The following is a 22,675-nucleotide window of genomic DNA, read 5'->3' on the forward strand; positions in this document are numbered from 1 at the left end:
GGCACGAATGCATGAACACCCCCATTCAAAACTGTGGGAGCGAGCCTGCTCGCGATAGCGGTCTGCCTGAGGCGGTGATGTTGGATGTGCCGCCGTCATCGCGAGCAAGCTCGCTCCCACAGGGGAATAGGTGGCAGGCACGAATGCATGAACACCCCCATTCAAAACTGTGGGAGCGAGCTTGCTCGCGATAGCGGTCTGCCTGAGACGGTGATGTTGGATGTGCCGCCGTCATCGCGAGCAAGCTCGCTCCCACACAAGAAACACAGGATTGTTGTCCAATGACCGATACCTCATTACCTAAACCACAACTCCAGCCCGCCTGGGGCGCGGTACTTGCCATGGCTCTCGCCGCATTTGTGCTCGTTGCCTCGGAGTTCATGCCAGTCAGCTTGCTGACGCCGGTAGCGGCCGATCTTCACGTCAGCGAAGGGCAGGCCGGCCAAGGCATTGCCGTCTCTGGCGCCTTTGCCCTGATCACCAGCCTGTTCATCGCATCGATCGCCGCCCGGGTCGATCGCAAATGGCTTCTCCTGGGGCTGACCTTGCTGATGATCGTTTCTGGCACCGTGGTGGCGTTCGCGCCGAATTACCCGGTATTCATGCTCGGTCGCGCGTTGATCGGCGTGGCGATTGGCGGTTTCTGGTCGCTGTCGGCGGCCACGGCCATGCGGCTTGTGCCGGACGATCAGGTTCCGCAGGCACTGGCCATCGTCAATGGCGGCAATGCCTTGGCGACGGTGGTCGCTGCGCCGCTGGGCAGTTTCCTGGGGGCGATCATCGGTTGGCGTGGCGCGTTTTTCTGCATCGTGCCCGTCGCCGCCATCGCCCTGGTCTGGCTGCTGTTACGCCTGCCTTCCATGCCTTCGCAGGCGAAGCAGGGCAGCACCAATGTCTTCAAGTTGATGGCCCGGGCACCGGTCGCGCTGGGCATGCTGGCGGTCAGCACATTTTTCATGGGCCAGTTCATGTTGTTCACCTACCTGCGCCCGTTCCTTGAAACGGTGACACAGGTGAGCGTTTCCATGCTGTCCTTCATGCTGCTGGTGATCGGTGTGGCGGGTTTGCTGGGCACCTTCCTGATCGGCGCCTGTTTGAAAAACAACCTCTATCGGACGCTCATCGTCATCCCGCTGTTGATGGCCGCGATTGCCATTGCCCTGGTGGGCTTCGGTGGGTCGGTCACGATCACGACCCTCCTGCTCGGCCTCTGGGGCCTGGTGGCCACGGCGGCGCCCGTAGGTTGGTGGACCTGGCTTTCGCGAACGCTGCCGGAAGATGCCGAAGCCGGCGGCGGTCTGATGGTGGCGATCGTCCAGCTCGCCATCGCCGCGGGCGCGACAGTGGGTGGCCTTCTGTTCGACCTGAGTGGCTATCGCGCGACCTTTGAAACCAGTGCGGCGGTGTTGGGCGTTGCCGCTGTTCTTGCGGTGCTGGCCGCTCGGTCAGCGCTCCGGGAGTTTTCATCGACTACGGATGCAGCGCCCTATGGCTCGGCGGGCTGATGTTCGATCCGTACTGGAGCTGGGCGGATACCCGATACGCGCAAGGTGCGGCTGACGAAATCGACAATGCCTTGCATAAACTCGTGGGAAGGCCGGTGGAGGAACTGACGCTACCGGTGCCAGGGAGCGATCCAACCGTCGAATCAGCGCCGCAGTTCTAGTGGGTTCTCCAACGAAATGGGCGACCTCAAGGGTCGCCCATTTGCGTTAAAGCCCCAGGCCTTGCTCTACCAGCGTGAGCAAGGTGTCCTCGTCCAGCATGGTGAGTTCAAGACGCGGTTGCCCGGTCTGGCGCAGGGCCTGGATATGCCAAAGCGATTCACCATGTTCGCCGAGTGAGCGCACGATGCAGTGTTCCTGCCCCTTCACATGGACTTCAATGCAGCCCTCTCCCTTGGACGAGAAACGCGCAATCGGGTCGAATGAAATGCGGTGATGATTGCCTTCGATCACCAATTGATCGATGGCGTAGCTGTACGTCGAACCGCTGGAATGACTTTCAAATACATGGGTGGGGTTGCGCCGGATGTCCAGGCCCGCCTCGCACACGGGCGCCAGCCAGATTTCGATCTGGCGATACAGTTCGTAGACCTGGGCGGGCCAGTGCTCGATCGCCAGGTCGGCGCAGTTGTCGGTATCCGCGCGGGTTTGCTGGGCTTTCCTCAGTTTGGCCGCTAGCTCGTCTGCCTTGCTCATGTCGATTCCCTGTCGTGATGATAGGTTGAGCTTAGCTGATGGGCTGGGGTGATCATTTGCGCTGGGTCATGGGGTGGCGTGTTGTTGAGTTTCGGTACGATGACGAGCGCCGGAACAATTTACGAGGAGCAAGTCATGCACATGAGAATACTGAGCAATAACGACCTGCGACCCTTGCGCGATGCCCTCACCCTGGCCGGTCTACCCGTCGACGACCTGGCGTATCCCGGTCGACAGTTTTTCAGCTTCAGCCACCAAGGCGTCGATGTGGCGTTTGCTGGTATCGAGGGGGAGGGGGCTGACCGGTTGCTGCGCTCACTGGTTGTCCTCGAGGGGCAGCGGGGGAAGGGTGCTGGCGCAGCGGTGTTGGCCGCTATCGAGGCGTTTGCGAAACGTGAGGGTGTAGAGCAGCTCCATCTGCTGACTGACAGCGCCGCCGCGTTTTTTACCGGCCAGGGCTATCAGGCGCGGGACCGCTCGCTGGCGCCTGCTTCGATCGGTGCGACGGCCCAATTCAAAACCTTGTGCCCGGCTTCGGCGACGTACCTGAGCAAACGCCTCGTCTAGCGCAGCAAGTGCACCGCCAGCCCAGCCAGCCCGCACGCCAGCAACACCTGGATCACCCCCAGCTTGTAGCGAAACAGCGCAATGGCCGCTGCGATTGCGATGATTGCCGACGGCCAGTCCAAGGCACCAGCAAAACCATTGGGCCAGAGTACGTGGTAACCGAAGAAGCACGCCAGGTTGAGGATTACCCCGACCACCGCCGCGGTAATCGCAGTCAGCGGTGCGGTGAATTTCAGCGCGTTGTGCGTCGATTCCACCAACGGGCCGCCGGCCAGGATGAACAGGAACGAGGGCAGGAACGTGAACCAGGTCACCAGCGTGGCTGCGACGGCCCCGGCGAGAAACGCCTGTTCGGGACCAAACACCTGCATCACGTAGCCCCCGACGAAACCGACGAAGGCCACGACCATGATCAGCGGTCCCGGCGTGGTTTCGCCGAGCGCCAGACCGTCGATCATTTGTGTCGGCGTCAGCCAGCCGAAGTGTCCGACGGAGCCCTGGTACACGTAGGGCAAAACCGCATAGGCGCCGCCAAACGTCAGTAATGCAGCCTTGGTGAAGAACCAGGCCATTTGCGTCAGCGTGCCTTCCCAGCCGAACACTGCAGTCAGCAGGCCCATTGGCAACGCCCACAACAGGGCCCCGATGATCGCCAGCCGGGCGAGCCTGAAGGCGCTGAACCGGGCGTGGTCCGGAGGCGGGGTGTCATCGTCGATCAATGCCGGGCCGAAGGATTGGTGCTTGTCATCGTGGCCGCCCAGGCTGAATTTTCCCGGTACCCAGCGACCGCCCAGGTAACCGATGACGGCGGCACCCAGCACGATCAGCGGGAAGGGCACGTTGAAGGCGAATATCGCGGTGAACGACGCCGCAGCGATCGCCCACAGCCAATTGTTCTTGAGTGCGCGGGAGCCGATCCGGTGGGCGGCATGCGCCACGATTGCCGTTACCGCCGGCTTGATGCCGTAGAAAATGCCCGCCACCACCGGCACTTCGCCAAAGGCGACGTACAGCCAGGACAAGGTGATGAGGATGAACAGCGAAGGCAGTACGAACAACGCCCCGGCGATGATCCCGCCCCAACTGCGGTGCATCAGCCAGCCCAGGTACGTGGCCAGTTGCTGGGCCTCTGGCCCAGGCAGCAACATGCAGTAATTAAGGGCATGCAGGAATCGTCGTTCGGAAATCCAGCGTCGGCGCTCCACCAACTCCTGGTGCATGATCGAGATCTGCCCCGCAGGGCCGCCGAAGCTGATGAAGCCCAGTTTGAGCCAGAACCAGAAAGCCTCGCGCAGACTGACGGCGTCGGGTCGGGTCAGGGGCTGTTCGTCATCGGTTCGGGTCGGTTTGCTCATGGGCGACGGGGCACGTAAAAGTCAAAGGCGATCTACGTTATGGGGCGTTACGTAATTTAGATAGCCCCTCGGCAAGGTTTGCTTGTAAAAAACAGCCCTTCAGGATTTGACACACAAGGTTGAAACTATCATTGCCCGAGCATCCCGCTTTCGCACAATCGCCCCAAGGAGTGGGTCAATGAAACAACGTCTTGCCATTGTCGTGCTGATCGTACTGACACTGGGTTCCATGGGTGCGGCCAATGCCCGCGAATCCGGCTACGCACGGACGCAATCTGTGGCTGGGGTATTCGATTACTACTTGCTGGTGCTGTCCTGGTCACCGACGTTCTGCCTGACTCACCAGAAGGATGCGCAGTGTTCCGGCAAGGGCTACGGCTTTGTGCTCCATGGCCTCTGGCCGCAATACACCCGGGGCGGCTGGCCGCAATCCTGTGCCCCCCAGGTGCCGTTGACGGCGGCGGAGCAGAAGAAGGGCCTGACCTTGTTTCCCACCCGCAAGTTGATGGCGCATGAATGGTCCAAGCACGGCACTTGCAGTGGCCTGGGTGCCATGGGCTACCTGGAGGTTGCCGACAAAGCCTTGGGCGTGGTGAAAATCCCACCGCAGTTGCAACCGTTCAATTCCTCGTATTATTTCGAGGCAGATGAAATCATCCGGCTGTTCCGCCAAAGCAATCCGGGCATCGCACCTGACGGCATTGCGGTGATTTGCAGCGGGCCGCAACTGTCGGAAGTGCGGGTGTGCATGGACAAGGACCTGGCGTTCGCCGCGTGTGGCAGGGGCGTCAGGACACAATGCCGGGCCGGGGAGATCCGGGTGCCGCCGGTACGGTGAGAGCCACAACCCATTGACCCCTGTCTCCGATCCGTACACCCGTGGCGAGGGAGCTTGCTCCCGCTCGGCTGCGCTGTAGGAGCTGTGTAGGAGCTGTCGAGTGCAACGAGGCTGCGATCTTTCCCCAGACACTTGAATCCCAAGCGAAAGATCAAAATCAAAAGATCGCAGCCTTCGGCAGCTCCTACACGGGGAATTTCCTCGTTCTGAAGAGGACGTTTTTATCGGCTGGCAGGCGAGTTTTTGGATCCACTGCAGCCACCCATCGGCTCTGCTGCACAGGCAAATTGCCGCCTCACAAGCGGTAGGCTAAGCTCACGAATATCGGGGGCTTTGAGCGAATTCGCTCATGTTTTGCCCCCTTCAGGAATTCGCTTGCCTATCCCTATTTTCGATCCTTTCCATGCCCCTGGCGGTGCCTTGAAGCGCCTGCCGTTGCTCAAGGCAGCGGTTACGTTCATCGCGACGGTGTGCCTGTGCCTGTGCGGTCTGCTTTACCTGCAACTGGAGCAATCGCGCAGCCACGACCTGGAGTCGGCCCGCGTTGCTTCGGCGACCCTTGCCCGGGCCATGGCCCAGCAGGCCCAGGACACCTTCCTCCAGGCTGATCTGGTATTGGCCAGTCTGGCTGATTGGATCCAGGTCGATGGCTATGGCGCCGCCGTACAACCACGCTTGCAGCAAACTTTTGCCCGCCGTGTGCAATCGCTCGAGCAATTGCATGGTCTGTTCCTGTTCGACAAGCACGGCCACTGGGTGGTGACCTCTTTTGACATCCTGCACAGGGGCGCAGGGGTGGCGGATCGGGATTATTTTACTTTCCACCAACAGAATGCCTCCTTGATCGCTCATATCGGCCCGGCGATCCGCAGCCGGCAAAACGGCGAATGGATCATTCCCGTTTCCCGGCGTTTGAACGATCAGGATGGCAACTTCCAAGGCGTGTTGATGGCCGGCATCAAAATGTCGTACTTCGACCGGTTTTTCAGGAGCTTCAATCTGGATGATCAAGGCGAGATGGCCCTGGCCTTGTCTGACGGGACACTGTTGGCGCGTCGACCTTTCGATCAGGCGCGGATCGGTCATCCGCTGGGTGACGAGAATATCTTCAAGCATGACGCGGCAAACGTGATGGCCGGCGATGCAGTCATCCGATCAACCATCGATGGCGTCGTCAGGCTGTATGGGCACCAACATTTAGAGGCTTATCCGCTGGTGGTCACCGCCGCGGTGTCCGAAGAGGCGATCCTGTCGGGGTGGCATGACAGGGCTTTCCAATCCAGTCTCATTGTCGGCCTGGTGGTGCTGGGCATTTGCTTGTTCGGCTGGGTATTCGTGCGCCAGGTACGTAACAGCGAACGGATCGAGGCGGACTTGCGCAAGGCTCAGGAGGCGTTGGAGCTGATTGCCACCCATGACAGCCTCACCGGGCTGGCGAACCGACGCCTGTTCGAACGGGCCCTGGACATCGAGTTCGGCCGGGGGGCGCGTCAGCGCAGCCCCTTGAGCCTGATCATGCTCGATATCGATTTCTTCAAGCGCTACAACGACGCCTATGGGCACGTAGCCGGGGATCATTGCCTGGCGGAAGTGGCCAAGGTGCTCAAGGACTGTTGCCATCGCAAGGCCGATCTGGCGGTGCGTTATGGCGGCGAAGAGTTCGCGGTCCTGTTGCCCGACACCAATCTTTCGGGGGCCATGGCGTTGGCCGAGCAGATCCGCCGCAGCGTCATCGACAAGCACATCACCCATTCCGGCTCCCCGACCGGCTACCTCACGGTGAGCCTGGGCTGCTATGCCTTTGTGCCCAGCGGCCAGGACAGCATCGAAGTCTTCATCCAGCGGGCCGATGCGGCGCTTTACCAGGCCAAGCACAGCGGCCGCAACCGGGTGGCGGTGTTATCGACCGACGACGGGCTCGATACGCTGGCGCGCTCGGATCGTTGAGGTCGGGTGGAATCATCGGCAGTCTGCCCCGGTCCACTATTGAGGCATTGCGCTGGCGAACTTCAAGCGGTGTGTAGTCTCTTTCGCAAAAAACCGTGGGCTTGCCAACTGATCAGGCAGTGGGTGCTAAGGTTGGGTAGACGACTGGCTCGGTCCTCTCCGTTCTCGATAGTGAAGCCAGCGTTGAAAGGACAGGAGTAGGTCAATGGATTCCACTGCTGATACCCCTTCACGCTCCGCGCGTCACACACCGATTACCCATCGCCTGGTCGTGGCGGTCGGGGGGCTGTTTGTCCTGGGCGTCCTGGTGGCGATTGCCGCGCTGTTCAACATTGCGCAAAAGCTCGACGCGGAGGACTTGCGCAAGACGCATTTCTATACCGAGCGCGCCCTCGAGAATCGCATTACCGCCTCGAAAAACTACATCACCAGCTATGCCTATTGGACCACGGCCTATGACCACCTCAACGGTGAAGTCGATGTGCAATGGGCCTACGCCGAACAGAACATGGGCAAGACCCTGTTCACCAATGATGAATACGAGGGGTTGTTTGTCATTGATCGGCTACGCACCAAATATGCCGTGGTACGCGGGCTCAATGTCCAAGCGGATACCGCGGTTTATATGGACGCGCCGCTGACGGACCTGATGGACCAGCTCCAGGCGCAGCCCGACCTGACGATACCCATGGTCCGCTACACATTGTTCGAGGGCTGGCCGGCTATCGTCAACGCATCGGTGATTACGCCCAATGACGAACGGTCCCAGGTCGAGGCCAAAAACACCTCGGTCCTGCTGTTCGTCGACCAACTGACGCCCGTCAAGTTGCGCAAACTGGGCAAGAGTTATGGCCTCACCGATTTGAAGCTCAAGAAAGACACCGAGCTCAAGCCCGGCCAGCCGGCCGTGCCGCTGGACAATACCGGTTTCAGCCTGGTGTCTCGTCTGGAGCGCCCGGGCCTGCAATTGCTCTGGTCCCTGGTGCCGCCGCTGGGTGGGGCGCTGCTGATCCTGGCCCTGCTGACCGCTTACTTTTTTCGCTATGCATTGCGCACGGCACGGCATGTGGACGCCAGTTACGACAGCCTGGAACGGTCGGCGCACGCCCTTGAGGCCAGCGAGGAGCGCTTTCGGGCCGTGGCCGAAGCCGCTTCCGACTGGATCTGGGAAATCGACGGGCAGCAGCACATCACTTATCTGTCGGGGCGTTTCAATACGGTCACCGGTTTTTCCGACCAGCAATGGCTGGGGCAGGACATCGAGCAACTGCTGTATTGCGACACCACGCCGATTGCCCTCTGGTTGATCAAGTTGACGGAGGAGCAGAACGCCAACAGCTTGCGCTGCTCCTACCGTGATTATTCCGGGCAACTGCGCTTCTGTCGGGTGTCGGCACGCCCGATCTACAACAAGGCCGAGGTGGTGGGTTATCGCGGCACCGCCAGCGACATCACCGATGAGGTGGCCGCCCATGCCCAGGTTCAGCACCTGTCGATGCACGATGCGCTGACCGGCCTGCCGAACCGCAACAAGCTGGCGCGACACCTGGATGATGCGCTGGTGGCCAAGGAGCATTCCGCCCCCCTGACGTTGCTGATGGTGGACCTGGACAATTTCAAGCCGATCAACGACTCCCTCGGCCACCCGGCCGGCGACGCGGTGTTGCTGGAAGTGGCCCGGCGGCTGCGCGACAGCACCCGCGAAGAAGATCTGGTGGCGCGCCTGGGGGGAGACGAATTCGTGGTGGTGCTCAGCGGGATGGACAATACCACTGAGATCGATCGATTCTGTGGGCGGCTGATCGACAGCCTGCAGCAACCGATCCTCTACGAAACCCATTCGTTGCACATCAGCGCCAGTATCGGTATCGCCCTGAGCCACCATCAGGGTTATGTGCCTGGTGAGCTGATCCGCTGCGCCGACATTGCCATGTACCAGGCCAAGTCCGAGGGCAAGAAAACCTGGTGCTATTTCGCCTCGCAAATGAACGATCAGATCCAGCATCGCCGCCAACTGGAAAGCGACCTGCGCCAGGCCGTGAAAAACAACGAATTCGTCCTGCATTTCCAGCCGCGCTACACCGTCGACGGTCGGGAGATCGTGGCGGTCGAGGCGTTGGTTCGCTGGCAGCATCCAACCCAGGGCTTGTTGGCCCCCGACACGTTTATTCCATTGGCCGAGCAAACCGACCTGATTGTCCCGCTTTCGCGTTGGGTATTGCGTGAGGCCTGCGAAACCGCACTGACCTGGCCGGGAGAATTGATGGTCTCGGTCAACCTGTCACCGGCGCAGTTCGAGCGCAGCGATGTGGTGGAGGATGTGCGACAGGTGTTGATCGAAACCCGTTTCCCGGCGAGTCGCCTGGAGCTGGAGATCACTGAAAACGTGATGCTCAACGACGTTGATGGCGCTCTGCAGGTCATGAATGCCCTGAAGGAACTGGGCGTGCGCTTGAACATGGACGATTTCGGTACCGGCTATTCGTCCCTCGGTTATCTGCGCACCTATCCATTTGATGGCATCAAGATCGACAGGCGTTTCATTGCTTCCATGAGCAACAGCAGCAATGATCGCGCCGTGGTGCAGGCGATCATCAACCTGGGCAAGGCCATGGGGCTGACGGTGACTGCCGAGGGCGTGGAAACCCTGGCCCAGCTAGGTTCATTGGGCTCGGACCAATGCCATGAAGTGCAGGGTTATTTACTCAGCCGGCCGATCGACAAGCAAGCCTTTGCGCACTTGTTAGAGAAAGGCCAGCCCCTGCCGAAAACGGCTTCCTGAAGACCTGTTGCAACCTCTACGTCCGGTTGCCGGTCACAACTGTGACTTGGCATTTCGAGTTCTGGCGCTATGAAAAACCTTCGGATCGCGACCTTCAACATCAATGGCATCCGGGCCCGGCTGCCCAACCTGCTGGAATGGCTGGAGCGGGAAAAGCCCGACATTGCCTGTTTGCAGGAGCTCAAGGCCGTGGACAAGGATTTCCCGGCGGCGGAGCTGGAGTCGGTGGGGTACGGGGCGACCTGGCATGGGCAGGCGTCCTGGAACGGCGTCGCGATCCTGGCCCGTGACGCGCAGCCGCTGGAGAGCCGTCGAGGTCTGCCCGGCGGGGATGACGACAGCCACAGTCGCTATCTGGAGGCGGCGGTGCATGGCGTGCTGGTGGGCTGCCTGTACCTGCCCAACGGCAACCCGCAACCGGGTCCCAAGTTCGACTACAAGCTGGCGTGGTTCGAGAGGCTGATCGAATACGCCCAAGGGTTGCAGGCCAGCGATCACCCTGTGGTGCTGGCTGGTGACTACAACGTGGTACCCACCGACATGGACATCTACAACCCGCGCTCCTGGCTCAAGGATGCGCTGTTGCAGCCAGAAAGCCGCGCGTGCTACCAGCGGCTCCTGGACCAGGGCTGGACCGATTCGTTGCGCCACCTGTATCCGGAGGAGCGGATCTACACTTTCTGGGATTATTTTCGCCAGCACTGGCAGAAAAACTCCGGGCTGCGCATCGATCACCTGCTGCTCAACTCGGCGGCCAGCGCCTACCTGAGCGAGGCCGGCGTGGACGCCTGGGTCCGGAACCAACCCCACCCCAGTGACCATGCACCCACCTGGATCCGGCTGGCGTCACGCAAGCGGCGGTGACCAGGGAAGGCACCCCGGTCGATTGTTGTCTCTGTGAGGGGAATGCCTTATACCTGGCGCCCTACAACAGTGCGCTTGTCGTGAGCGCAGCGCCGACCCCGGAAAAGGACACCCCTCATGAGTCATCCCCAACTGATCGACACGGCCCGCTATCTGCGGCGCCTGGGTTTCGACGCCCCCCCAGCGCCGACCCTCGACACGTTGCGTCAACTGCAACGGCGCCATACCGCCGAGTTCCCTTTTGAAACCCTGTCGACGTTGCTGCGTCAACCCGTGCCCATCGACCTTGAATCGGTCGAACGAAAAGTGTTCGAGCAAGGACGCGGCGGCTATTGCTATGAACTCAACCAACTGTTTTTGGCGTTGTTGCTGGAGTTGGGTTTCGACGCCCGCGGCATCACCGGGCGCGTGGTGATGAACGCGCCTGAAGGCTCTTGGGCGGCCCGGACCCACCGGTTGAGCCTGGTGACGTTCGACGGCGTGCGTTACATCACCGACGTCGGCTTTGGTGGCATGGTGCCCACTGCGCCGTTGCTGCTGGACAGCCGTGATGCCCAAACCACCCCCCATGAGTCGTACCGCATCGAAACCCAGGCGGACGGTTACCTGCTGCGCGCCAACGTCGCCGACGAATGGCGGCCAATGTACCTGTTCGATCTGCAACGCCAGGAAGACATCGACTACACCCTCGGTAATTGGTACGTCTGCAGCCACCCGGAATCCCCGTTCATGGGCCGGTTGATGGTTGCACGCACCGGTGACGGGTTGCGCAAGACCCTGAACGGCAACAGCTATGCGGTGCACCGGATAGGGCAGGAGAGCGAACGCCGGGTGATCGCCGATGCCGATGAGTTGATCGACTTGCTCGAACAAGAGTTTGGCCTGCGCGTACCGCCGCGCGAGCTGTTGCGGCCGGCGATCGTGGGGGTGCTCCAGCCATAGAGAAGCTGTTGGCCGGGGGAACCTGTTCCTGGGTATGGCAACAAGTTGTATACAACTCTATGGACATTTGTCCTGAGTTTTGAATACAGTGTGCCCATAACAAAAAACAGGGAATCCCCGAACCATGAAAACGCCCCATGTTTCACTCCCACGGCCCGAGGACGAAAACCTTGGCGTCGGCGCGAATATGGCTTACGGCCTGCAACATGTGTTGACCATGTACGGTGGCATCGTCGCCGTGCCGTTGATCATCGGCCAGGCGGCCGGGCTCTCGCCCGCGGACATCGGTCTGTTGATTGCCGCGTCATTGTTCGCGGGGGGCTTGGCAACGTTGCTGCAAACCCTCGGCCTGCCGTTTTTCGGCTGCCAACTGCCCTTGGTGCAGGGCGTATCGTTCTCGGGCGTGGCGACCATGGTGGCGATTGTCGGCAGCGGCGGGGAAGGCGGTTTTCAAGCCATCCTTGGCGCGGTGATCGCCGCGTCCCTGATTGGTTTGCTGATTACCCCGGTGTTTTCGCGCATTACCCGGTTCTTTCCGCCACTGGTCACTGGCATCGTGATCACCACCATCGGCCTGACCCTGATGCCGGTAGCGGCGCGCTGGGCCATGGGTGGCAACAGCCACGCCGCTGATTTTGGCAGCATGGCCAATATCGGCCTGGCAGCGGTGACCCTGGTGCTGGTGCTATTGCTGAGCAAAATGGGCAGCGCAACCATCTCGCGGTTGTCGATTCTGCTGGCGATGGTCATTGGGACTGTCATCGCCGTGTTCCTTGGCATGGCGGACTTTTCATCGGTCAGCCAAGGCCCGATGTTCGGCTTCCCGACACCGTTCCATTTCGGCATGCCGACTTTCCACATCGCCGCGATCCTGTCGATGTGCATCGTGATCATGGTGACCCTGGTGGAAACCTCCGCCGACATCCTGGCGGTGGGCGAGATCATCGACACCAAAGTCGACTCCAGGCGCCTGGGCAACGGCTTGCGTGCCGATATGCTGTCGAGCATGATCGCGCCGATCTTTGGCTCCTTCACCCAGAGTGCCTTTGCCCAGAACGTCGGGCTGGTGGCGGTGACCGGGATCAAGAGCCGTTTCGTGGTGGCGACCGGCGGGGTCTTCCTGGTGGTGCTCGGCCTGCTGCCGTTCATGGGCCGGGTGATCGCGGCGGTGCCGACCTCGGTACTGGGCGGTGCCGGTATCGTGTTGTTCGGCACCGTGGCTGCCAGTGGCATCCGCACGCTGTCCAAAGTCGATTACCGTAATAACGTCAACCTGATCATCGTCGCCACCTCCATTGGTTTTGGCATGATTCCCATCGCCGCACCGAATTTCTATGACCATTTCCCGAGCTGGTTCGCGACCATTTTCCATTCGGGCATCAGTTCTTCGGCAATCATGGCGATCGCGCTGAACCTGGCGTTCAACCACTTCACCGCCGGTAACTCCGACCAGCAGTCGGTTTTCGCCGCCGGCACCGAGCGAGTGTTGCGCTATCAGGACCTGGCAGCGCTACGTGAGGGTGATTACTTCAGCGATGGCAAGCTGCACGACTGCGATGGCAACGAGATTCCCGTGGTGCCTGAGCCTGTTCACGGGGCGGCGGAGCATGCGCCGATCCGTCTGAAAAGCAGCGAGCACGTCTGACAAGTCCCTGTGGCGAGGGAGCTCGCTCCCGCTGGGCTTTGTAGGAGCTGGCGAAGCCTGCGATCTTTTGATCTTTCGCCTGAGATTCAAGTGTCTGGGGAAAGATCGCAGCCTCGTTGCACTCGACAGCTCCTACGCAGTTGGAGCGGTTAACCAGTGGACATAAAAAAAGCCTGTGATCATCGATCACAGGCTTTTTTGTGCTACCCGGGAGGCTGATTACCAGCGACCGTAATGACCACGAGGTGGGCCATAGTAGTAGCCCCGTGGTGGCCCGTAATACACCGGCGCTGGGCGATAGTAGATCGGTTGCTCTACATACACCGGCTGTGGCTGGTAGTAGACCGGCGGTGGTTGCTGCACATAGACCGGCTGCGGTTGGTAGTAGACCGGTTGTTGCTGCACATACACCGGCCGATCACGGTTGATGAAGGCCGAGCCAACGATGGCCGAACCGACGATGGCACCAAAAACGGCGGGCCCCTCCCAACCACCACGACCGTGGGCGGATGCCTGGCCGGTGACCGCGAGTGCCCCCATGAGCAGGGCGATGATGGGAAGTTTACGATTCATGGCTGTTCCTCGTTTCGGCCCCGGCGCCTGTGGTCTGCAACAGACCCGATGAGGGTCGCGGGGATACTTGCTCTGACAACGATTTTCTCAGGATTTGCGACGCCGTTGGGTAAATATTGTGTAAGGTCTGTAGCGCTTTTCCTTACCGCGCTGCGTTATCCAGGGGCCTGGGACCGGGCTGAGCTGGCGGTATCATCATCGAATAAAACCTTTCGCAGCGGTGATTCCGTCTGTCCGAAAGTGAATTGCAAGGAGACACGCATGCAGATCAATCCCAACAAAGACACCCAACTGTGCATGTCGCTATCGGGGCGTCCCGGAAACTTCGGCCTGCGCTTTCATAATCACCTGTACGAACAATTGGGCCTGAATTTCTATTACAAGGCGTTCAGCAGCCAGGATTTGCCTGGAGCTGTGGGCGGTATCCGTGCCCTGGGGATTCGTGGATGCGGCGTGTCGATGCCGTTCAAGGAAGCCTGCATTGCCCTGGTGGATGAGCTGGATCCTTCCGCCGCCGCAATCCAGTCCATCAACACCATCGTCAATACCAACGGCCATCTGACGGCCTACAACACTGACTACATTGCCATCGCCCAGTTGTTGCAAAGCCACGCGGTGCCCAAGGACTCGACCTTTGCCTTGCGCGGCAGCGGCGGCATGGCCAAGGCTGTGGCCAGTGCCTTGCGCGATGGGGGTTACAAGAGCGGGCTGATCGTTGCCCGCAATGAAGCCGCGGGGCGAGCCCTGGCCGAGTCCCTGGGGTATGAATGGCAAGCTGACCTGGGTACCCGGCGGCCACAGATGCTGATCAACGTCACGCCGATCGGCATGACCGGCGGCCCGGAGGCCGACCAGTTGGCGTTTGAGCCCGAGACCATCGCTGCGGCCGAGACTGTGTTCGATGTCGTGGCGATCCCGTCGGAAACGCCCCTGATCGTGCGCGCTCGGGCCGAAGGCAAACGGGTCATCACCGGGCTGGAAGTCATTGCGATTCAGGCCCTGGAGCAGTTTGTGCTGTACACCGGCGTGCGGCCCAACCTGGAGCAATTTGAAAAAGCCGTGGCCTTCGCCCGGTCGGTGTAGGCGCTGCTATTCCAGCCGCGACAGGCGTTCTTCCAGGGCCGCGATCCGCGCTTCGAGTTCTTCGAGGCGCTCCAGCGAGACAGCGCCGCCGGCTCCACGCTCCATCGGGTGCTGGCGGGCGGCGAGAATCGCTTCGATGTCCGCCGGATCGCCCATGGCGTGCACATAACGGTCTTCGCGCTGGCCGGCCTGGCGTGGCACCAGCAGCGCCAGCCCCCGGGCGATCAGGCGTTCAAGCTGGTGCACGACTTGTTCGGCGTCTTCGAAGTCGTGCATCCGCCCGCTACGGGTCAGTAGCTCATTGACTGTTTGCGGGCCACGCAGGAACAGCAGGCCCATCAGGATCACCTGGGCCGGTACCAGCTCCAGGGCTTTGTCGACCCGATGTTCCCAGCGGTCGGCGCGGCTGCCCATCACCAGTTTGGTAAAGCCGCGACCTTCCAGTGCCCGCAGGCTCTGGCCGACCTGGCCCGGGTTGAGGTTCATCACCGGTTCGCGGCTGGTTTTCTGGTTGCAGGCCAGTACCAGGGCATTGAGCGTCAGCGGGTAGGTCTCGGGGTTGGTGGCCTGCTTTTCGACCAGCGCGCCGAGGATGCGGATTTCCGTGCTATTGAGCCGTGGTTCTTCAGCCTGCTGTTGTTCTTCGATGCTCATCGCGCGTTCCCTATGCTGTGGAAGCCGCCTAGCCTAATCCTTGCGCAATAAAAGACAAGCTGTGCAACAAGCCGTGGCTATAATTGCAGCCGTTTGATTCATTCTTTCCTGCCACCTGCATGAGATCGCCATGACTATTTCCCTGTACGCCGCTTCCGTCCCGGTTTTCAAGCAGATGCTCAACGCGTTGAGCGATGTTCTGAACAAGGCCGAAGCCCACGCCACCGCGAAGAACATCGACCCGAACGCCTTCCTGCAAGCTCGCCTGTACCCGGACATGTTCCCGCTGGTGCGCCAGGTGCAGATCGCGGTGGACTTCGCCAAAGGTGTGTCTGCACGCCTGGCCGAGATCGAAGTGCCGAAGTATGAGGACAGCGAGACCTCGTTCGCCGAGCTGCAAGCCTTGATCGCCAAGGTCTTGGCCTTCATCGGTGACATCAAGCCAGAGCAGATCGATGGCAAGGAAGGCATCGAAATCGTTACCCGTCCGGGCACGCCGAAGGAAAAGCGCTTCAGCGGCCAGAACTACCTGCTGACCTACGGCCTGCCGCAGTTCTTCTTCCACGTCACCACCACCTACGCCTTGCTGCGTCACAATGGCGTGGAAGTGGGCAAGCGCGACTACATGGGCGCGTTCTAACCCCGCAGGCATGAAAAAGCCCGGGACGGTGTGGGCCGTTCCCGGGCTTTTTTGTGGCTGACTGGCACATCCTCGGCGGATGTGCCGCCGCTATCGCGAGCAAGCTCGCTCCCACAGGGGGATCTGTTGTGTAGCGGCTATTGTGTGAGCGCCGCTGCCCCCTGTGGGAGCGAGCTTGCTCGCGATAGCGATCGAACAGCCACCGTAATGGTTACGCCGTACGCGCGAGCTTCTCTTCCTCGCCCAGGCACGCCGCCGCCGTGAACAGCACATCCGTAGACGAGTTCAACGCCGTCTCCGCCGAGTCCTGCAGGACACCGATGATGAAACCCACCGCGACCACTTGCATGGCGATTTCGCTGGGAATGCCAAACAGGCTGCACGCCAGGGGAATCAGCAACAGCGAACCACCGGCCACCCCGGATGCGCCGCACGCGCAAATGGCCGCGACAACGCTCAGCAGCACGGCTGTTGGCATATCCACGGCGATACCCAGGGTATGCACAGCCGCCAGGGTCAGTACGGTGATGGTAATGGCGGCACCCGCCATGTTGATGGTCGCGCCCAGTGGGATCGACACCGAATAGGTGTCTTCATGCAGGCCCAGGCGTTTGCTCAGTTCCAGGTTCACCGGAATATTCGCCGCCGAGCTGCGTGTGAAAAACGCCGTGATACCACTCTCGCGCAGGCAGGTGAATACCAGCGGGTAGGGGTTGCGACGCAGTTTCCAGAGCACGATGAGCGGGTTGACCACCAACGCCACGAACAGCATGCAGCCGATCAGTACGGTGAGCAGGTGCAGGTAGCCGAGCAGGGCGCCGAAACCGGAGGTTGCCAGGGTCGAGGCCACCAGGCCGAAGATCCCCAGCGGGGCGAAGCGGATCACCAGGCGCACGATCACGGTGACGCCGTTGGACAGGTCTTCGAGCACGGTACGGGTGGTCTGGCCAGCATGACGAATGGCGACGCCCATGCCGATGGCCCAGGCCAGGATGCCGATGAAGTTACCGTCCATCAGCGCCCGGACCGGGTTATCCACCACGCTCAGCAGCAGGCTTTGCAGCACCTCGCTGATGCCACCGGGCGCCGTGACTGCGACGTCTTGGGTCGACAGCACGAGGCTGGAGGGAAACAGCGTACTGGCAATCACCGCGACCACCGCGGCGGCAAAGGTGCCCAGCAGGTAGAGGAACAGAATCGGCCGGATATGGGTTTCCTGACCATGCTTGTGGTTGGCGATCGAGGCCATGACCAGCACGAACACCAGGATCGGCGCCACGGCCTTGAGCGCGGAGACGAAGACCTTGCCGATGAATGCGGTGGACTTGGCCACGTCGGGCGCCAGCCATGCCAGGACAATACCGGCGATCAGGCCGATGATGATTTGCGTCACCAGGCTGGTGCGTTTGAGGCGTTGCATAGGGGTAACGGACGAAGCTGTCATAACGGCATCTCTGATTTTATTGTGTGCAACGGTCGACGAGTCAGGGCAACAAGCGGGCAGGCCACATGAGCGGACCGTGAGAAAGTACGGCGTTTGCAGGCCGCGGACTTTATCACAGCCCGATGAAAAATCTGACGGACCTGTGACGATCCGTCACTCGGGTGTTCAAGCGCGTTTTGTCTGGTGGACGCATTCTGTTAGGCTTTGCCTTCATCACCTTTCTATATCCGCCAGCGAGCCCCTCGGGCTGACGCTGGTGTCGTCGTTTCGCTGGAGTTCTGCATGTTGTTACCCATTTTTCTGTTGTCGGCCGCCGGTTTTACCGTGCTGACCACGGAGTTCGTCATCGTTGGCCTGTTACCCTCCATCGCCCGCGACTTGCAGGTCAGCATCCCCCAGGCCGGGCTGCTGGTGACGTTGTTCGCGTTTACGGTGGCGGCGTTCGGGCCATTCCTGACGGCCTGGTTCGCCCGCTTTGAGCGGCGCAAGTTGTTTATCAGCGTGCTGGTGATGTTCGGTCTGGCCAACATGCTCGCCGCAGTCGCCCCCAACATCTGGGTGATGGCCGTTGCCCGGTTGATCCCGGCCCTGGGCCTGCCGGTGTTCTGGGCTCTGGCCAGTGAAACGGCGGTGGACATTGTCGGGCCACAGTTGGCCGGGCGGGCCATCGCCCGAATCGGCTTTGGCATCGTCTGTGCCACGGTGTTCGGCATTCCCGTGGGCACATTGATTTCCGATGCGTTTGGCTGGCGCAGCGCGTTCGCGATCCTGGCGGTCATCGCCTTCGCCAAGGCCTTGCTGCTGTTTATCTACTTGCCGAAAACCAATCTGCACCAGCATCAGGTGAGCTTTCGTTCGCAATTCAAGATCCTGCGCAGCCCGTTGATGCAAGGGCATGTGCTGTTGTCGATCCTGGTGTTCAGCGGCATGTTCACCGCCTACACCTATCTGGCGGATATCCTCGAACGCCTCGCTGGGTTCGATGGCACCCTGGTGGGCTGGTGCCTGATGGGCTTCGGCGCCGTCGGGCTGCTGGGCAATTCCCTGGGCGGCCGGGCGGTGGACCGGCATCCGTTGATCGCATCGATGGTCTTCTGCCTGTTCCTGATTGGCGGCATGGTGGCGTTGGTACCGAGCATTCATTCGCCCCTCGCGCTGGCGGCGGCGATGGGCATCTGGGGAGTGACCCAGGCGGCCTTGTTCCTGGTCAGCCATGTGCGGCTGATGAAGGCGGCCCCGCAGGCCCCGGCCTTTGCCGCATCGTTGAACATCGCCGGGGCTAACCTGGGGATTGGCTTGGGGGCGATGGTTGGTGGCCGGGTCATCGATACCCTGGGCCTGGGCAGTGTCGGGTTTGCGGCGGCAGGGTTCATCTTCGTATCGATCCTGCTGGCGTTGCTCCTGATGACTTTCAAACCTCGCGTCACCTGCTAAGCGCTGAACAACTCGCGACGCGCGCCTTCGGCAATCGCGACGATGCCGGGGTGGCTGACCTTGCGCTCCACGGAAATGGCGTAGAAGGATTCGCTCACCGCGTCGGTCTGGCCGATCACTTCTACGCCGTACTGGCGCTTGACCTCTTCGGCGATCACGCTCGGGCCGATGAAAATCCCGCTGCCTGATTGGCCGAAGGCCTGCATCAATGCGCTGTCGTCGAACTCGCCGACGATGCGCGGCTGGATCTGTTGCTCGGCGAACCAGCGTTGCAAGCGGCTGCGCACCACGGTTTCCGGCCCGGGAATCAGCAGCGGAGCGTCATGCAGGCCGTGGGGGAAATCCTGCCCGTAGCGTTCGGCCAGCGCGGCGGTGGCGAAAAAGCTGATCCCGCATTCCCCCAGTTTCTGGCTGTAGCCCTTGATGTCCAGGTGGGTTGGCATTGGGCTGTCGGAAATCACCAGGTCCAGACGCTGGATCGCCAGGTCTGCCAGCAGCCGCTCGAGCTTGTCCTCGCGACAGGTAATGCGCAGCGGCTCACTCAACTCCATGGTCGGCGCCAGCAGCCGGTAGACGATGGATTTGGGTACCACATCCGCCACCCCGACCCGAAACAGGGTTTGCTGCTCGTTGGGCTGGGCTCGCAGCATCAATTCCAGCTCACCGCCCAACTGGAACATGTGTTCGGCGTAGGGCAAGGTCTGGCGGCCGGCCTCGGTCAGTTCCAGCTGCCGTCCGACGCGGCGAAACAGCTTGATGTTATAGGTCTGTTCGAACAGGGAAATCTGCCCGCTGATGGTCTGTGGGGTCAGGTTCAACTGCTCGCAGGCGCGCACGATGCTGCCGGTTTTCGCCACCACCCAGAAGTAATGCAATTGTCGGTAATTGAGCATGGGTTCACACGGATTCGTAAAAACCGAAGTATAACCGCTGAAAATACGAATTTTCCTGAAGTGTTCGCGTCTCTAGAATGCCTGGCCATTGGCGGGCCATTTTCGTGCGTCTTCTATTCTCTCAAGAGGCATTTATTTCATGACATACAAATCCCTGGGACTTGCAGCCTTGTTGACGATGTCTGCAATGACATTGGCGGGCTGTGAGCAGGCTGAAAAAAGTGCCCAGCAACTGATGGGACAGGCAGCGCAAACCGCCAAGCAGGCCATTGATGACACCCACAAGGCCGCCGAACAGGCGATCAGCGAAGCCACCGGCGGGTTGATCAGCCCGAAGAAAAAACCGGCGGACGAAGTTGACGAAACACAAACCCCGACCAAAACCATCTAACACGTCACATCAGTCAGGACTGACCCATGGATTATCTTTTACAGCTCGCCGCCAGTCCCACCGCGTGGATCGCCCTGGCAACTCTGGTGGTCATGGAAATCGTGCTCGGCATTGATAACCTGATCTTCATTTCGATTCTGACCAACAAGCTGCCCGCCCAGCACCGTGCCAAGGCACGGCGGATCGGTATCGGCATGGCGCTGATCCTGCGCCTGGGCTTGTTGAGCACCATTGCCTTCATTGTGCAGTTGACCGAACCGGTCATCGAAATCCTGGGTCAGGCGTTCTCCTGGAAAGACATGATCCTGATCGCCGGTGGCCTGTTCCTGTTGTGGAAAGCGACCACTGAAATCCATCACAGCATGGACCCCGCACCGAATGACCCCAAGTCGGCCACGTCCGGCGTGACCCTGGGCTTTGCTGCTGCAATCGGTCAGATCCTGATGCTGGACCTGGTGTTCTCCATCGACAGCATCATCACGGCTGTGGGCATGACCGAGCATTTGCCGATCATGATCATCGCGGTCGTTGTGTCGGTGTTGGTGATGCTGCTGGCGGCCGAACCGCTCGCCAAGTTCATCAATGACAACCCGACGGTGGTGATGCTGGCCCTGGGCTTCCTGATCATGATCGGCATGACGCTGATCGCCGAAGGCTTCGGCGCCCATGTACCGAAGGGCTATATCTATGCGGCCATGGCGTTCTCGGCGGCGATCGAAGTGTTGAACATGTTGTCCCGTCGGGCCAGGGAAAGGGCGTTGGCCGACAACGCCTGATGCCAGGCAGACAGAAGCCACCCGGGTCCAGGCCCGGGTGGCTTTTTTTTGGATTTGAGAAGTATGGGTTTGAACGTGAGCAGTCAGTGTGCGGCGGCGTGGTGCCGGGCCGGTTTGGCGGCTTTTCCCGATGGCGCAGGTGGCACGTGATGATGGCGCCGAGCAATTCGAAGCACCCCCCACAGCATGGCCGTGGCTACGCTCAGCCAGCCAAATATCAGCATCAGGATTGTCGTCGTCAGGCTCATTTGTGCCTCCTTCTATCCCCGGTCCGGGATATCGCACCCAGTACAATGGACAGTCTAGTCGCTCAAGTGTTGCAGCTAATCGATCTATGGCGCTGGGGTTCGGATCGGTTCGTTCTATCACCCTCGTAAAACGAAGGTTATGGCTATACCCAGGGCTGTGCGCGCCTTATGATCGTCGACCCAAGCCTGGCCCGGATGCCGGGTGTCTGAACAAGAGAGTCATCATGTCACCGGTTATTTCATCTTTTCGATCACTGGTCCTGACGCTGTCCTGCCTCGTTGCCCTGGTGGGGTGTGCGGGCAGTGTGTCGCCGCAGATCCAGCGCCTGCCCGAGCGGGTGGAACTTAACAGCGTGCCGTTCTACCGTGGTGAAATGCACCAGGGCGCTCCGCAGTCCCTGGCCGCCTTGCTGACGTTGCAAGGCACTGTCATCACGCCGGGGCTGCTGGAAAAACCGTTGCACCTGCCCGGTGGCGAAGCTGGTTTGCAGGAGAATATACCCACCCTGGCGCGGGAGTACGGGTTGCTGGTGTATCCCCTCCGCCCCAGGCTGCCGGTATTGTTGGAGCAGGTCGCGGCGGGTTATCCGGTGCTGGTGCGCTATATCGAGGGTTCGGCGTTCTGGCCCGCGCCTCGGTATGGAATTCTCGTCGGCTACGACCGTCGGAAGCAGACGGTGTTGCTGCGTGCAGGCATGAACCCGCGGCAGTTGATGAGCTTCAGTGCCTTCGAATCGGACTTCCAGGGCGCGGGCGGCTGGGCGGTGCTGGTCCAGCGACCTACGCAGCTTCCGGCCAATGTCGACTCGCAGCGGTGGCTCAAAGCGGCGGCCGAATTGGCCGGGGCAGGGCAGGAGCAAGCGGCGGCGCGGGCCACCAAGACCTTGGAAACGGCGCATTGATCGCTCCCCCCGTTCGTCACTTGCCGGGCACAACCTGGCAGGCCTGAGGCTCTTATCGTCAGGGTTGGGCATTTTCCGACCGTGATTGGAGGAGGCGCGCATGGCACAGTCGAAAACACCTACGGGGCCACATTCGTCAGAGCATTCCAGTGGTGATGACCTGGGGTTTGATCCGGATTCGCCGGACCTTGAGGATCCTCAGGTTGATCCGGTAGGGCCGGCCAAGGCGCCTCTGGACAAGAAGGAGGAGCGCAAGCCCAAGCCTTATGATCCGCTGGGTGATCTGAAGGTCTAGAGATTGCCGTGGGTTGGTGTGTATATCCGTTTCTGCGGTAACGGCGGCTTATGGTTCCGCTCTTACAGCGGGTCACTTTTGGAAGAGCGCCAAAAGTAACCAAAAGCGCTTTGCCCCACCACTCGGTGCCTCGCTTAGGCTCGGCATGCCCTCACTCCGGCATTGCTCCGTGGGCCGCCGCGAAGGGCCATCCATGGCCCA

The 22,675-nt window shown here is 60.8% G+C and carries 22 protein-coding genes; 15 read left to right on the forward strand and 7 right to left on the reverse strand.

Annotated elements, in window-relative coordinates; all coding sequences use genetic code 11:
* The first annotated feature begins 281 nt into the window (after positions 1–281).
* Entirely contained in the window at positions 282–1,505 is a 1,224-nt protein-coding gene (locus AB4Z20_RS24755) for an MFS transporter (protein ID WP_253473016.1), read from the forward strand.
* Between the two features lie 207 nt (positions 1,506–1,712).
* On the opposite strand, the gene AB4Z20_RS24760 is transcribed toward AB4Z20_RS24755, so the two are convergent.
* A complete protein-coding gene (locus AB4Z20_RS24760; RefSeq protein WP_442090775.1) occupies positions 1,713–2,201 on the reverse strand; it encodes a hypothetical protein in 489 nt (162 codons plus the stop codon).
* 135 nt (positions 2,202–2,336) lie between these two features.
* Here AB4Z20_RS24760 and arsN2 point away from each other — a divergent pair, with 135 nt between their 5' ends.
* Positions 2,337–2,768, forward strand: coding sequence for an arsenic resistance N-acetyltransferase ArsN2 (gene arsN2 / locus AB4Z20_RS24765; RefSeq protein WP_442090777.1), 432 nt, complete (start codon positions 2,337–2,339; stop codon positions 2,766–2,768).
* Here the strand turns inward: arsN2 and chrA are convergent.
* Positions 2,765–4,123 carry a chromate efflux transporter gene (chrA, locus tag AB4Z20_RS24770; protein ID WP_258690754.1) on the reverse strand — a complete coding sequence of 453 codons (1,359 nt, stop codon included), beginning with the start codon at positions 4,121–4,123 and terminating at the stop codon, positions 2,765–2,767. The two genes, arsN2 and chrA, sit on opposite strands and share 4 nt — an antisense overlap.
* Positions 4,124–4,301: 178 nt before the next feature.
* Here chrA and AB4Z20_RS24775 point away from each other — a divergent pair, with 178 nt between their 5' ends.
* The 6 genes from AB4Z20_RS24775 to AB4Z20_RS24800 all read left to right on the forward strand — a co-directional run bounded on the left by AB4Z20_RS24775 (position 4,302) and on the right by AB4Z20_RS24800 (position 13,141).
* Positions 4,302–4,961 carry a ribonuclease T2 family protein gene (locus AB4Z20_RS24775; protein WP_442090779.1) on the forward strand — a complete coding sequence of 220 codons (660 nt, stop codon included), beginning with the start codon at positions 4,302–4,304 and terminating at the stop codon, positions 4,959–4,961.
* 375 nt (positions 4,962–5,336) lie between these two features.
* The gene (locus AB4Z20_RS24780) at positions 5,337–6,908 is read left to right on the forward strand and encodes a sensor domain-containing diguanylate cyclase (protein ID WP_258690756.1); all 1,572 of its coding nucleotides are present in this window, start codon (positions 5,337–5,339) and stop codon (positions 6,906–6,908) included.
* A 205-nt stretch (positions 6,909–7,113) separates the two neighbouring features.
* Complete coding sequence (locus tag AB4Z20_RS24785; protein ID WP_442090782.1) at positions 7,114–9,690, forward strand: bifunctional diguanylate cyclase/phosphodiesterase; 2,577 nt, start codon at positions 7,114–7,116, stop codon at positions 9,688–9,690.
* A 69-nt stretch (positions 9,691–9,759) separates the two neighbouring features.
* The gene (gene xth / locus AB4Z20_RS24790) at positions 9,760–10,554 is read left to right on the forward strand and encodes an exodeoxyribonuclease III (RefSeq protein WP_442090784.1); all 795 of its coding nucleotides are present in this window, start codon (positions 9,760–9,762) and stop codon (positions 10,552–10,554) included.
* A 117-nt stretch (positions 10,555–10,671) separates the two neighbouring features.
* Positions 10,672–11,496, forward strand: coding sequence for an arylamine N-acetyltransferase family protein (locus AB4Z20_RS24795; RefSeq protein WP_442090786.1), 825 nt, complete (start codon positions 10,672–10,674; stop codon positions 11,494–11,496).
* 124 nt (positions 11,497–11,620) lie between these two features.
* Positions 11,621–13,141, forward strand: coding sequence for a nucleobase:cation symporter-2 family protein (locus AB4Z20_RS24800; protein WP_214508968.1), 1,521 nt, complete (start codon positions 11,621–11,623; stop codon positions 13,139–13,141).
* Between the two features lie 219 nt (positions 13,142–13,360).
* Here AB4Z20_RS24800 and AB4Z20_RS24805 read toward each other — a convergent pair whose 3' ends face one another.
* Positions 13,361–13,714 carry a hypothetical protein gene (locus AB4Z20_RS24805; RefSeq protein WP_214508969.1) on the reverse strand — a complete coding sequence of 118 codons (354 nt, stop codon included), beginning with the start codon at positions 13,712–13,714 and terminating at the stop codon, positions 13,361–13,363.
* A 261-nt stretch (positions 13,715–13,975) separates the two neighbouring features.
* Between AB4Z20_RS24805 and AB4Z20_RS24810 the strand changes: the two genes are divergently transcribed.
* Positions 13,976–14,797: a shikimate 5-dehydrogenase gene (locus tag AB4Z20_RS24810; protein WP_320390162.1), complete on the forward strand. Its 822-nt coding sequence runs from the start codon at positions 13,976–13,978 to the stop codon at positions 14,795–14,797.
* Between the two features lie 6 nt (positions 14,798–14,803).
* On the opposite strand, the gene AB4Z20_RS24815 is transcribed toward AB4Z20_RS24810, so the two are convergent.
* Positions 14,804–15,451, reverse strand: a complete 648-nt coding sequence (locus AB4Z20_RS24815; RefSeq protein WP_320390163.1) for a YceH family protein — start codon at positions 15,449–15,451, stop codon at positions 14,804–14,806.
* A 130-nt stretch (positions 15,452–15,581) separates the two neighbouring features.
* Here AB4Z20_RS24815 and AB4Z20_RS24820 point away from each other — a divergent pair, with 130 nt between their 5' ends.
* Positions 15,582–16,091 carry a DUF1993 domain-containing protein gene (locus tag AB4Z20_RS24820; protein ID WP_253473050.1) on the forward strand — a complete coding sequence of 170 codons (510 nt, stop codon included), beginning with the start codon at positions 15,582–15,584 and terminating at the stop codon, positions 16,089–16,091.
* A gap of 211 nt (positions 16,092–16,302) precedes the next feature.
* Here the strand turns inward: AB4Z20_RS24820 and sstT are convergent, their stop codons facing one another.
* The gene (gene sstT, locus AB4Z20_RS24825) at positions 16,303–17,535 is read right to left on the reverse strand and encodes a serine/threonine transporter SstT (protein ID WP_442090789.1); all 1,233 of its coding nucleotides are present in this window, start codon (positions 17,533–17,535) and stop codon (positions 16,303–16,305) included.
* Positions 17,536–17,817: 282 nt separating this feature from the next.
* On the opposite strand from sstT, the gene AB4Z20_RS24830 reads away from it, so the two are divergent.
* The gene (locus tag AB4Z20_RS24830; RefSeq protein WP_063322136.1) at positions 17,818–18,969 is read left to right on the forward strand and encodes an MFS transporter; all 1,152 of its coding nucleotides are present in this window, start codon (positions 17,818–17,820) and stop codon (positions 18,967–18,969) included.
* On the opposite strand, the gene nhaR is transcribed toward AB4Z20_RS24830, so the two are convergent.
* Complete coding sequence (nhaR, locus tag AB4Z20_RS24835; protein WP_063322135.1) at positions 18,966–19,862, reverse strand: transcriptional activator NhaR; 897 nt, start codon at positions 19,860–19,862, stop codon at positions 18,966–18,968. The two genes, AB4Z20_RS24830 and nhaR, sit on opposite strands and share 4 nt — an antisense overlap.
* A gap of 139 nt (positions 19,863–20,001) precedes the next feature.
* Between nhaR and AB4Z20_RS24840 the strand changes: the two genes are divergently transcribed.
* Both AB4Z20_RS24840 and AB4Z20_RS24845 read left to right on the forward strand, forming a co-directional pair.
* Positions 20,002–20,253 carry a hypothetical protein gene (locus tag AB4Z20_RS24840; protein WP_320390165.1) on the forward strand — a complete coding sequence of 84 codons (252 nt, stop codon included), beginning with the start codon at positions 20,002–20,004 and terminating at the stop codon, positions 20,251–20,253.
* Positions 20,254–20,279: 26 nt separating this feature from the next.
* Positions 20,280–21,029 (forward strand): TerC family protein, encoded by a 750-nt coding sequence (locus AB4Z20_RS24845; protein ID WP_063322133.1) that lies wholly within the window; start codon positions 20,280–20,282, stop codon positions 21,027–21,029.
* An 83-nt stretch (positions 21,030–21,112) separates the two neighbouring features.
* On the opposite strand, the gene AB4Z20_RS24850 is transcribed toward AB4Z20_RS24845, so the two are convergent.
* Positions 21,113–21,277, reverse strand: a complete 165-nt coding sequence (locus AB4Z20_RS24850; protein ID WP_258690761.1) for a hypothetical protein — start codon at positions 21,275–21,277, stop codon at positions 21,113–21,115.
* A 224-nt stretch (positions 21,278–21,501) separates the two neighbouring features.
* On the opposite strand from AB4Z20_RS24850, the gene AB4Z20_RS24855 reads away from it, so the two are divergent.
* Positions 21,502–22,179: a peptidase C39 family protein gene (locus AB4Z20_RS24855; RefSeq protein WP_442090793.1), complete on the forward strand. Its 678-nt coding sequence runs from the start codon at positions 21,502–21,504 to the stop codon at positions 22,177–22,179.
* 100 nt (positions 22,180–22,279) lie between these two features.
* On the forward strand, positions 22,280–22,474 hold the full coding sequence (locus tag AB4Z20_RS24860; RefSeq protein ID WP_014339307.1) for a DUF6021 family protein: 195 nt from the start codon (positions 22,280–22,282) through the stop codon (positions 22,472–22,474).
* Positions 22,475–22,675: the final 201 nt, after the last annotated feature.

Source organism: Pseudomonas sp. KB_12 (assembly GCF_052114545.1).
GTDB lineage: Bacteria > Pseudomonadota > Gammaproteobacteria > Pseudomonadales > Pseudomonadaceae > Aquipseudomonas > Aquipseudomonas brassicacearum.